The sequence below is a fragment of the Marinilactibacillus sp. GCM10026970 genome, from assembly GCF_042660675.1.
Classification (GTDB): Bacteria; Bacillota; Bacilli; order Lactobacillales; family Carnobacteriaceae_A; genus Marinilactibacillus.
This window is the reverse complement of sequence record NZ_JBHSUL010000018.1, coordinates 1-12,023: the sequence shown is the minus strand read 5'-3', so window position 1 is coordinate 12,023 and position 12,023 is coordinate 1. Positions and strand designations below refer to the sequence as shown.

11 protein-coding genes and 1 other annotated feature (1 of these 12 running past the window's edge) are annotated in these 12,023 nt (G+C 36.6%); of the genes, 1 reads left to right on the top strand and 10 read right to left on the bottom strand.

Annotated features, from left to right (window positions below; all coding sequences use genetic code 11):
* Positions 1–29: a binding site (T-box leader), on the bottom strand (it extends 189 nt beyond the left edge of the window).
* Positions 30–83: 54 nt separating this feature from the next.
* From dnaI to pepA, 10 genes are all read right to left on the bottom strand, one after another.
* Entirely contained in the window at positions 84–1,013 is a 930-nt protein-coding gene (dnaI, locus tag ACFP65_RS06155) for a primosomal protein DnaI (protein WP_379916908.1), read from the bottom strand.
* A complete protein-coding gene (locus tag ACFP65_RS06150; RefSeq protein ID WP_379916906.1) occupies positions 1,013–2,434 on the bottom strand; it encodes a replication initiation and membrane attachment family protein in 1,422 nt (473 codons plus the stop codon). Before ACFP65_RS06150 ends, dnaI begins: the two co-directional genes overlap by 1 nt.
* Positions 2,435–2,454: 20 nt before the next feature.
* The gene (nrdR, locus tag ACFP65_RS06145) at positions 2,455–2,922 is read right to left on the bottom strand and encodes a transcriptional regulator NrdR (RefSeq protein ID WP_379916904.1); all 468 of its coding nucleotides are present in this window, start codon (positions 2,920–2,922) and stop codon (positions 2,455–2,457) included.
* A 62-nt stretch (positions 2,923–2,984) separates the two neighbouring features.
* Complete coding sequence (coaE, locus tag ACFP65_RS06140; RefSeq protein WP_379916902.1) at positions 2,985–3,590, bottom strand: dephospho-CoA kinase; 606 nt, start codon at positions 3,588–3,590, stop codon at positions 2,985–2,987.
* Positions 3,591–3,621: 31 nt separating this feature from the next.
* A complete protein-coding gene (gene mutM / locus ACFP65_RS06135) occupies positions 3,622–4,464 on the bottom strand; it encodes a DNA-formamidopyrimidine glycosylase (protein ID WP_379916900.1) in 843 nt (280 codons plus the stop codon).
* A gap of 77 nt (positions 4,465–4,541) precedes the next feature.
* Positions 4,542–7,205, bottom strand: a complete 2,664-nt coding sequence (gene polA, locus ACFP65_RS06130; protein ID WP_379916898.1) for a DNA polymerase I — start codon at positions 7,203–7,205, stop codon at positions 4,542–4,544.
* A 187-nt stretch (positions 7,206–7,392) separates the two neighbouring features.
* Entirely contained in the window at positions 7,393–8,721 is a 1,329-nt protein-coding gene (gene murC, locus ACFP65_RS06125; RefSeq protein WP_379916896.1) for a UDP-N-acetylmuramate--L-alanine ligase, read from the bottom strand.
* A gap of 142 nt (positions 8,722–8,863) precedes the next feature.
* Positions 8,864–9,526, bottom strand: coding sequence for a hypothetical protein (locus ACFP65_RS06120; RefSeq protein WP_379916894.1), 663 nt, complete (start codon positions 9,524–9,526; stop codon positions 8,864–8,866).
* Between the two features lie 47 nt (positions 9,527–9,573).
* Positions 9,574–10,185 carry a YtpR family tRNA-binding protein gene (ytpR, locus tag ACFP65_RS06115; protein ID WP_379916892.1) on the bottom strand — a complete coding sequence of 204 codons (612 nt, stop codon included), beginning with the start codon at positions 10,183–10,185 and terminating at the stop codon, positions 9,574–9,576.
* A 30-nt stretch (positions 10,186–10,215) separates the two neighbouring features.
* Positions 10,216–11,286 (bottom strand): glutamyl aminopeptidase, encoded by a 1,071-nt coding sequence (gene pepA / locus ACFP65_RS06110; protein WP_379916890.1) that lies wholly within the window; start codon positions 11,284–11,286, stop codon positions 10,216–10,218.
* Positions 11,287–11,552: 266 nt separating this feature from the next.
* Here pepA and ACFP65_RS06105 point away from each other — a divergent pair, with 266 nt between their 5' ends.
* On the top strand, positions 11,553–11,891 hold the full coding sequence (locus tag ACFP65_RS06105) for a hypothetical protein (protein WP_225744386.1): 339 nt from the start codon (positions 11,553–11,555) through the stop codon (positions 11,889–11,891).
* Positions 11,892–12,023 lie beyond the last annotated feature (132 nt).

The following is a 12,023-nucleotide window of genomic DNA, read 5'->3' as shown; positions in this document are numbered from 1 at the left end:
ATCAAATTTATCTTTCTCTAAGTTTTATTATTAGAATAATAGTAGAATACCACGCTTGACTTTAGCTTTCAACAGTTTTCTTGTTAAGCATGTCTCCTGTTATCGCCTGTCATTTCTACTTCTTTGGAAAGAAACTTTACTCGTTCCATAATCCGTTTAGCTTTTAACGGCTCATTTTCGCCTCTTTGTGTCACTCGAAGATGCTCTTGTTCCAAATGGGCCATATCAAAATTAGAAGAGAAGAATGTTGGAAGTTGTTCCTGCATTCTATGCTGCAAAACGACTCCCAGGATATCATCTCTAATCCAACTCGACATAGAATCTGCCCCAATATCGTCGATCATTAATATTTTCGCATTTTTCAAGGCAGAAAGCTTTTCTTCAGTTGTATTTTGACCAATCGAATTCTTCATTTCGACAGCAAATGTTGGGAAATGAACGAGTGTTGAGGGATGACCTTGTTTCGATAACTCGTGAGCTATCGCTCCAAGTAGAAAAGTTTTTCCGACTCCGAATTTCCCATAAAGGTATAGCCCTTGCTGGAAGGTATCAGGATTCTCAAGATACTGATCAATAAAATCATACGCTTCCTCTACCGCTTTATTTCTTCCCGGCGTACTATCAAACTGATCAATATTGAAATGTTTAATGTCTTTTGACATATACATTGAATGAATCCGTTTATTGATCGCTTCTTGTTTCTGACGATTAATCAAATCAGAAGATGGCTCATAGGTTACATCTACTCTTTTATTGTTGATCGAAAGGCTTGGTTTATATCCCGGCATAAGCTGTCCACTTTGAGCGGCGGCTTTCTTCTTTTCGACAACAAATTCATACAACTTAGACGCACTTTTTTCAATCGCTTCGTTATCGAGTATCGTCCTGTTTTCAGCAATAAACCGTCGAACATCGGGATCTTTAAACACTTCATTTTTCATGATTTCTCTAAATCTCTCGTTCATTTTAGTTGAATTCATCATATTTTCCAACTGGTTACGAATACTTTCCATTAACTGTCACCACCTTTACTTCTATTTCTGATCCGCTCAAGTCTTTGTCTGAATTCTTCTTGCTTTTTAGCATCGATTTCTTCTCCAACGTTCTCTTCTGTTGCCCAATCTGGTAAAGTTTCTTTCCTAACATACTTTTGAGAATTTGAACGATTTGAACCGGATCTTTGTTTGCTTTGTCTATCGCTTTTTGACTCAGCATATAGTTGTTTTACTTTCTGTAGAGCATCTTCTGGTGAGTTTATATCGTTTTGCGCCCAGTCATTTGCGACTTTCAGTGCAAGACTTTTTTCCAGCACAGGTGCGTTTTTCCCGATCAATACATAGTTGATCAATATATTGATTACACTTGTCGAAAGAGAAGATTGTTCCACAAGTTCTTTAATGACCCACGTTTCATTGCTGGAAACAAATCCACCTTTTTGATTCTTGATAGATTTCAAATATTCAATTGGTTTTACTTCCTGAGCATGAAGAATGATTTCGATTTCCTGATTGTTAAATCCTTTTTGTTTCAGTTGTGTTTTGCGCCCACTTTTAACAGATTGTTCTTCTTGAATTGAACCCTTTATTTTATCTTGTATCTGAACTTGTCTAGCCTGCTTTTTATGGAAATCTCTTTGAACAATTTGTGGTAGTTTCTCTTGGTCGATATTTGAAGTTTCTATGTCTGTAGCTTCCAGAACATATTTTTGCATATCCAGTTCGTTGACACCATAAACTTCATAGAGAGAGATAATTAATTCTCTGATTTCTTTTGTAAGTGATTTTTTATTGATAAAATGATGATTCAATCCTTCCACAAAAAATATCCAATCGAAGTCACTTTGTTCACTCATCATTTGAACCGGTGAATGCGTCGAAGACGAGAACTCATTGTCATCAAACTCTATTACTGACAATTGATTATGTTTTTGAATGTCAAAATAGTAGACATCTAAGAAAGACTTTGTAATTTCTTGATACTCTTCTGCTTTAGGTTTTTCAATAGAGAACTGCTGTCTAATTTCGTTGAACATTCTTTCTCCAACTTTTTCAAATAAGATCAGACGCATCAGATGATCATTAAAAAATCGTTCGGCAGAAAGGGGCGGTTTGATTTCAAAAAGAAACTGATCTGAGTCCTTTTTACTTTTGTAAACACTCAACAGCCCTAAACCTTCGAGTCGAATGCGGGCTTGATATAATTCTGGTATCCCGATATCAAGAAGCGTCATCAGCTCAGATAAAGGTCTAGCTCCTGTCCAACCACTACCACTTCTGATGGATTCTTTTAAATTCATATACAATGTGAATGCTGCATTTCCAATAAGTGGTTGGTAGATTGTCGTCAAAATACGTACATCTTGATCAGAGAGAGGTACAGCTTGACGTAATGTGAAAAAATCTTTTGGGTTGACTTGCTGCCATGGGTAATTCATTGTGCACTCTCTCCTTTCATTTATTTGTCATTCTTTCTTTTCTTTGCTAGTTCCTGCATTTCTTTCATAAAAACCTCTATATCTTTGAATTGTCTGTATACACTTGCAAACCTTATATAAGCAACATCATCCACATCAGCGAGTTCTTGCATAATGTACTCACCAATCTTAGTAGATTCGATTTCGCTATCTCCACGGTCTCTGATCTTATACTCTACTCGAGTTACAATTTTTTCTTGATCTTCGGCTGTAACGGGTCTTTTCTCAAACGCTCGTCTCAGACCTCTTAAAAGTTTTTCTCGACTAAATTCTTCACGAGTTTTATCTTTCTTCACAACGAGTATTGGTGACTGCTCTAATCGCTCAAAGGTCGTAAATCTGAATCCACAACTTTCGCATTCTCTTCGTCTACGAGTGGCTTTATTTTCATCAGCTGGTCTACTATCGACTACTCTACTTCCATTATGCTGACAGCGAGGACATTGCATAGGAATCAGTCCTTTTCTTATAATCTAACGGTACTTTCAGTTATATTCAGTATACCATAGCTTTAAGTGCTGTAATACCCTTTACTTATAAGCCATTCATCGACTTGACTCATTGTATTTTCTAGCGTTCCATTGTTATAGATAACATAATCTGATTGGTCTACTTTTTCCGATAATTCCATCTGAGACTCAATTCTTTGAAGCGCCTCAGCTTGACTCAGTTTGTTTCGTTTCATCAATCGTGCTAGTTGCGTTTCTTTATCAACAGCTACAACCATAATCTCATCAACATCTTTTTTGTAGCCAGCTTCAAATAATAATGGAATATCTAGTACAATCAGTTCATGTCCAGAAGTGATCAATCGATCTTTCTCTGAAAGAATCCATTCTCTAATATAGTAAGACAGACAGTCATTTAACTGTTTTCTCTTTAAGGGATCGCTAAAAATGAGTTCTCCTAGTTTTTTTCGATTCAATTCACCATTTTCCAGTAGAATCTCCTCACCAAATAGATTCTGTACTTTTTCTAATGCTTCAGTTCCTGGTTCAATAACAATTCTAGCCCCGACGTCAGCATCTACCACAGGAATGTTATGTTTTAAGAAATAACGACTAACAGTCGACTTGCCAGATGCAATACCTCCTGTCAAACCTAATACATAAGTCATGATCAACCTCCTTCTCTACTCTATTCTATTATTAACGAATCAACTGACTTTCTGACTGGCAATTTGGGCAGTAATGCGTTCCTCTTTGCGCTACTTTCGTTTTTTCAATAGTTGTTCCACAACGTGGGCAAGATTGCCCTTTTTTTCCATATACATTCAAGAATGACTGATATGATCCTGTTTCTCCGAAAGCGTTCTGATAAGTTCGTATGGTTGTCCCACCCGCTTTTACTGCCTTACCCATAACGAGTAAAATAGCTTCGTAAAGAGTAATAAGTTCTCTTTCAATTAACGTGTTCGCCATACGTGCTGGGTGAATTTTTGCTTCAAATAAAATTTCATCTGCATAGATATTCCCAATACCTGCAATGACCGTTTGATCTAAAAGTGTTGCTTTGATTGTTTTTTTCCTTTTAAGCAATTGATTTTTAAATGTTTCTAACACCAAAGTTTCTCTTACTGGTTCTGGTCCTAGTTTGGCAATCGATGCGTGAGCAAGCTCAGTGTCTCTTGGAATCAATGATATCCTACCAAATTTCCTAACATCAAGGTATCTGAGCTCCCTTCCATCTTCTAGTTCAAAGATCACATGGGTGTGTTTTGAGATTGGGACATCATTTGATTCTATTCGGTATTTCCCTTCCATTCTCAAATGCGAAATCATTACGTAATCTGTTAAAAAAAATAATAAAAATTTCCCTCTTCTTCCTATTGATTCAATACGTTGATTTTTAATTTTTTCTTTGAATAGGCGAATATCACTCGGTTCCGCAATGATTCTATCCCATAAAACAGTTACTTGTTTGATTTTCAATCCTTTGATCAGCTTTTCTAGTCCTGTCCGGACACTTTCTACTTCTGGTAATTCAGGCACATGATTCTTCCTTTCATTCTCCTATAAAAACAGTTAAAGAAGCGAGAGTAAACTCGCTTCTTAGCTGTTTTGTTATATTATTTAGCTTCATACCAGCTCTTACCCCAGCTGCTTTCAACTTTGAGCGGTACAGATAGTTCTACTGCACTTTCCATAACTTCTTTGACTAGTTCTTCTAAAACCGGTATCTCTTCTTCTGGAGCTTCGAAAATGACCTCATCGTGAACTTGTAAAAGCATCGTAGCTTCAAGGCCTTTTTCTTTTACTTTTTCCGCCATATTAATCATAGCTACTTTCAAGATATCTGCAGCACTACCTTGGATTGGCGTATTCATAGCTGTCCTTTCAGCAAATGATCTTAAATTGAAGTTTCGAGAATTGATATCTGGTAAATATCTTCTTCTATGGAACAAGGTTTCAACGAACCCCTTGTCTTTTGCTTCGCGAATAACATCATCAATAAATGTCTTCACACCAGGGAATCGACTAAAGTACGTATCAATGTATTCTTGAGCTTCTTTTCGAGTGATATTCAAACTTTGAGAAAGACCATAATCACTAATTCCATAAACAATTCCAAAGTTGACGGCTTTAGCATCCCTTCTCATATTTGCAGTTACCTCGCTTGGGTCTTTAAGATCAAATACTCGCATCGCCGTACTCGTATGAATATCTTGTTCTTCGATAAAAGCTTGTTTCAGATGTTCGTCGTCAGAAATATGTGCGAGTACTCTTAATTCGATTTGAGAATAATCGGATGCAAAGATTTTCCAGCCTTCTTTTCGGGGTATGAAAGCTTGTCTGATTTTTCGCCCTTCTTCTAGTCTAACGGGTATATTTTGAAGGTTAGGATCCACTGAGCTCAAGCGCCCAGTCCTCGCAACTGTCTGAAGATAACGAGTATGGATTTTCCCTGTTTCTGGTTGAATCACTCTGAGCAAGCCTTCAATATAAGTAGACTGAATTTTGGCAATTTGTCTATATTGTAAAATAAATTCTACAATAGGGGCTTGATCTTGAAGTTTTTCAAGTACATCTTGAGCTGTAGAATAGCCAGTTTTTGTTTTCTTGATAACAGGATAACCCATCTTATCGAACAAAATAACACCAAGTTGTTTTGGAGAATTAATATTGAATTCTTCTCCGGCTTCTTTGTAAATTCTTTGTTCAATAGTGTTTAAGGTTTCAGCAAATTCAGCTTTCATTTTTTCTAGTCTTTGAGCATCTACAGTGATTCCTCGAATCTCCATTTCAGCTAGTACGATTGCTAGAGGGATTTCCATCTCTTTGAGAAGATTTTCTTGTTCATTTTTGACCAGTTCCTCATTCATCTGGTGGGATAATTTGAAGACAGCATTAATCTTATGCGCGATATGGTCTCTCATCAATTCAAGGTTTTCAGGAACTTTCTTTTTCTTTCCTTTTCCGTAAACCACTTCGTCTGGAGACAGTCCATTATAATGATGCTTGCTCGCTACATCTGCTACGTCTCCACTACTACTGTCTTCCGCTGTCAATAAGTAAGAAGCCAGCAAAATATCAAACTCGGTACCTTTAAGGTTAATGTCTTTTCTATTTAGTGCCACATAGGTTCTTTTGGTATCATAAAGTGTTTTAGGGACATCTTCTGATTCTACCCATTTTTTAAATTCTGGAGATTCGAAAGCGACCGCAGGTTCCACAACATATATCTTTTGATCATTACCCCAGCCTACTGAGACAATTTCCGATTGATGGTAATTGTCTTCAAGCATTTCGATATATAACGCCATATCTGGTTTGAACATATCTGATGTGATTGATTTGGCATATTCGTAGTCAATATCTTCTACATCTTCTGCTAATTGTTCCATATACTCAGAAGTATCCAATTTGTTCAAGTGTGATTGAAAATCCATTTCTTTGTAGAAAGAAATGAGTTTTTCCATGTCCATTCCACTGTACTTTAATTCCTCTACAGAAATTTCAATAGGCGCTTGAATGTCGATAGTTGCTAACTTTTTACTTAATAGTGCTGTTTCTTTTTCATTGATCAAATTTTCTTTTCGTTTAGATTTCTTCATTTCATCAATATTTTCGTACAGACCTTCAACTGTGCTGTATTCTTTTAAAAGTTTTAAAGCTGTCTTTTCTCCAATATTTGAGACTCCAGGAATATTATCAGAAGCATCCCCTGCGAGACCTTTCATATCAATAATCTGATTCGGTGTAATGCCCATTTCTTCCATGATCGAGTCAGCGGTATATTCTTTAATGTCACTAACACCTTTTTTAGTGATATCGATTCTCACTTTATCAGAAGCTAGTTGAGTCAGATCTCGGTCCCCCGTTAGAATGACGACTTCAAAGCCGTCTGCTTCTGCTTGAGTAGAAAGTGTTCCAATAATATCATCGGCTTCGAAATTGACTAATTGATAAGACTGCAGCCCAAAGCCCGATAACAAATCCTTGATAAAGGGAATCTGCTCGGCAAATTCAGCCGGCATTTTTGAACGCCCGCCTTTATATTCTTCAAAAAACTCATGACGGAAAGTCGTTTTCCCCGCATCAAACGCTACAAGAGCGTGCGTCGGTTGTTCTTTGTTTACAACGACTTCAAGCATATTATGAATACCGTAAAGGGCATTCGTGTGTAATCCATTTCTATTTTTCATTCGTTCTAATTGACTGTGTAACCCGTAGAACGCACGAAAAGCTATACTGTATCCATCAATCAAAAGTAATTTTTTCTGTTCAGGCATTCGTCTCGACTCCTCTATTTTCTCAGTTCATTTAAGACTCTCGTTACTGTATTTTAACAAAAATAGCGTCCACAAAAAAGAGAACGTACTCAAACACTTACGTTTCTTATACTGAATCATTCAAAACAAAAAGACTACCCCAATAAAAGGATAGTCTTTATCTTAATACGATCATTGAAATCTTAATTTAATACTGCGCTTTAGATTGACTGAGTAAGGTTTCAAAAGCGTGTTCGAATTTCTCTACATCGCCTGCACCCATAAACACAAACACAGAACCTCTGTGTTTAAGTAGCGGAGACATATCCTCTTCGCTAACAACTGCTATGCCTTTTTCTGTCTTCTTGAGTAGATCTTGAATGGTAATCTCACCTGATTGCTCGCGAGCAGAAGTAAATATCTCGCATAAATAAACATAATCAGCTAAATCCAGAGATTGCCCGAAATCACTGAGCAAAGCGACCGTTCTAGTAAAAGTATGCGGCTGAAAAACAGCTACAATTTCTTTGTCTGGATATTTTTGACGCGCCGCATCTAGTGTAGCTTTTATCTCAGCAGGATGATGTGCGTAATCGTCAATAATCACTGTATCCATCACTTGTTTTTCAGTAAATCTTCTTTTAACACCAGAAAATGTTTTGAGCCTTTCAGCAACTTTTTCCTGATCTACTCCTTCGTAGTGACAAAAAGCAATAACGCCTAAAGCATTTTGGATATTGTGATTTCCATAAGAAGGAATCGAGAATTGACCATAAAAGTCTCCTCGCACATATACATCAAAAGAGGATCCTTCAGTCGTTCTAACGATATTCTTTGCTTGGAAATCATTATGGTCTTGGAAACCATAAAAGACTACCGGAACAGATGCTTGTAAATTCTGTAGACGCTCATCATCTCCACATGCAAAGACAGCTTTTTTGATTTGCGACGCAAAGTTCGTAAAAGCATTCTCAACATCTTCTACACTTGTATAGTAATCTGGGTGATCATAATCAATATTTGTAATCAATGCATAATCTGTTTTGTATGCTAGGAAGTGTCTACGGTACTCACATGCTTCAAGAACAAAGTATTCTGCATCTTCTACTCCGCTACCTGTACCGTCACCGATAAGATAACTTGTTTTCTCAATACCACTTAATACATGCGCCAGCAATCCTGTCGTACTCGTTTTCCCATGGGATCCTGTTATTGCAACACTTGTGAACTGATTGCTGAACTCACCAAGAAAATCATGATATCGTTCTACTTTCAATCCCATTTCGTTTGCTTTCACAATTTCTTCATGCGTATCAGGAAAAGCATTCCCTGCAATAACGACCATATTTTCTTTTATATTATTCGCATCAAAAACATGAATAGGAATTTGTGCTATTTCTAAATTTTCTTGTGTAAAAAAATATTTATTAACGTCTGATCCTTGAACTGTGTATCCTTTGTCATGAAGAATCAACGCTAATGCACTCATACCTGATCCTTTTATTCCGACAAAATGATAAATCATCGTTTGATCCATTAAAAAGTCCTCCAAATTTCTACTATATAATCGACTATATAGTCTTTGTCTTAATATAATTAAAGATAAGACATAACGATTTTATACTATAATGCAAATCGCTGAAAAAATCTAGTATCAAACATTCTAATCAAATGAGACTTCATTCATTTTTGTCTGAAAAAAATCCTGGTATCTCTCTTTTTGATTTATTGGCGCCTAGCTGTTCTTCCTGAATAATATTCATTAATGATCGGTGTAATCTCATTCTTTTCTTTTCATCTTGTTTGTTTTCCTTTTTAGAAGATTGCAGTCTATCTTCATTAGCTTTATCATTCATTTTAGGTGATTCTTGTACGGTAGCTTTAGATTGGTTTAACTGCTCTTTGGCATTCCAATCGGCTATCAGCTCAGTTGTCTCAAATTCTTCAAAAAGTAAGAATTCATTCGAAGCTTTTTTCAAGGTTTCTTTTAACAGACTATAATTCCAATTGTCTCGTTCTTTTTCGACCGGTTTTTTAAATCCATATATTGGCGAAGGTACTTTACTCACTTCAAAAGGCGGTTCGATATAGTGTTTTGAACGATTAGGTGAACCAGTAGTTTTCTTTTCTTCAAGATATTGCTGGAACCCTTTTTCGACTTCGCCTCTCCTTTGAATCTGATTCGGAAGCGAGTGCTTATGCTCTTCACTGAACAGATTTTCTTTGGAGTCCAGTTTTTTCGGCTGCTTTTGTTCAAGATTTGCTTTTAATCGTTTAGTCGATTTGAGCGTCGATTGATTTTTGACATGTTTGAAAAAACTCGGTCCATCATATTCTACCACTACACTTCCTCCTCTCTGTTTGCACGAATTGTCTGAACTTGAATAAACTATTTAGTTAGCTCAAAGGTACGTCCAGTTTCTTCCGTATCTTCCAGTACTAAAATACCTTTACTTGTTTGCTCTAACCCTAACTCTTTTGCTGAACAAATCATACCACTACTTTTAGTTCCTCTTAGTTCTCCAGGCCATATTACTAGTCCGTCTGGCATAATAGCCCCTGGTTTTGCTACGACAACTTTCTGACCTTGTTCGATGTTTGATGCTCCACATACGATTTGAACAACTTCTCCATTATCGACTTCAGTTTGTGTGATATTTAAGTGATCAGAGTCTTCCATAGGTACACACTCTTTCACATAACCCACTACAAATTTTGGTGAAATATCTGCAACTAGTTCATCTTCCCAACCGTTTTGTTTGATTTGTTTGTTAAGAACAGATACTTGCTCATTTGATAATGTAACTGGTCCGTTCGTGTCTATACTAAATAACTCCGATAATTCAAAGAAATTAAAACCAACGGTTTCTCCTTGATCTATTGAAACGATTTTCGTGACATTTCCTTTACGTTCAGCCTTTTGATTATCTATAGCGCATTTTGACAATTGAACCATCAAAACGTCATTTAGACCTTTATTATTATAACTCGTAATGAACATATTTTACTCCTCTTTAACTCTGTTTTTATATTAACGTACTCTTAATGTATCTAAAGTTGACTGGTCCAGCGTACGCATAATCTGAATAACCATTTCTTTTGCTGCTTCAAAGTCAGTGATATTAAATAAAGTCTGATGCGTATGAATATATCGTGCACAAACACCAATAACCGCACTCGGTATTCCATGATTCATCTGATGAGCCGCTCCCGCGTCAGTACCGCCTTTAGAGATAAAGTACTGATATGGAATGTTGTTCGTTTCAGCTGTATCGAGTAAGAAATCACGCATTTCCTTTGAAAGAATCATACCAGGGTCTTGAATTCTCATCAGAAAACCTTCTCCTAGTTTTCCAAAAGCATCTGGACCACCAGTAATATCATTTGCAGGAGAACAATCTACTGCAATAAAGACATCTGGATCAAATTTTGTTACAGCACCTTTTGTCCCTCTTAAACCAACTTCTTCTTGAACATTCGCTCCAGCAATCAGTGTATTTGGTAACGGTTCGTTTTCCACTGCTTTTAAAGCGTCTAATACGACTGCAACGCCATAACGGTTATCCCAAGCTTTTCCAAGAATTGTTTTTCCATTCGCCATTTTGATAGTTTCAACTTGAGGCACAACAGCATCCCCAGGTCTAACACCATAGGCAAGCGCTTCTTCTTTTGAATCAAATCCTGCATCAAAAAGTATATCTTCCACACTAACAGCTCCTGAGCTTTTGCCTTTAAGCAAATGCGGTGGAACGGAAGAAGATACTACTGGGTAGTCTCCTTTACTTGTTTGCAAGGTAAATCGTTGAGCAGAAACCACATAAGGATTCCAGCCTCCTAAAGGAACGACTTTAAATAAGCCTTTTTCGGTAATAGAAGCAATCATGAATCCCACTTCATCCATATGAGCAGCTACCATCAATTTTGGAGCTTTTTCCTGAGCGGACTCTTTGATTCCAAATATCCCTCCAAGACCATCTACTTCTACTTTATCAACTAGCGGAGTCATTTCTTCTCTCATATATTGTCTAACAGCATGTTCAAATCCACTTGTTCCTTGTAATTCCGTAACTTTCTTTATCCGTTCAAATGTTTGATTATCCATAATGATATGTCGGTATCTTACCCGACGCCTCCTGATCCGTTATTTTTTTCTATATCGAACTTATAATCCTATCCGGTACTAAATATAACTTTATTCTTTCTTAATTCGGTCATCTGATCTTTTTGGATGTGCAATCTTTTCAATTATACACAAAATCCCTCATTTTTTTAAGTCTCTTTCCTATATATTCTTATTACGCTTATATAATATATATGTTAAAATAACTTAAGACCTTATATAAGCTACTATAATCTGGAGGCTAGACAATGGAGAATAAATTAAACCAAAAGCAAGCAACCTACTTATTAGGCGCATTAGGATTTATGGTTACCTTTTTGCTAGGATTTTTCCTTTATCCTAAAGTTTCAAAAAAACAGGCTATCCATGCCGACACGATTCTTGAAGCCATTAAAGATCAGTTTCGTGAAGAAGGTCCTATTGATGGATCGTGGATTGAACTGACAAAAGTACCTTGGAAAAAATTTGCTTACTCTACTGATGTTTATTATGGTGGAATTTCAAGACTAGAAGAAAGTATTTTAGTACAGTACGAATTTATAGCGGACGCTTATACAGGCAGTTTAATTGATTTATATAGAGTTTAATTAAAAAAGCGTAACGGGTGCGACTAATCGTGCGCCGACCCCCAGAAGTTAGACCTAAAATCTAACTTCTGGGGGTCTTTTTTAATGGCAAAATATAGTTTTGAATTTAAACATAAGATCGTAAAGGCGTAT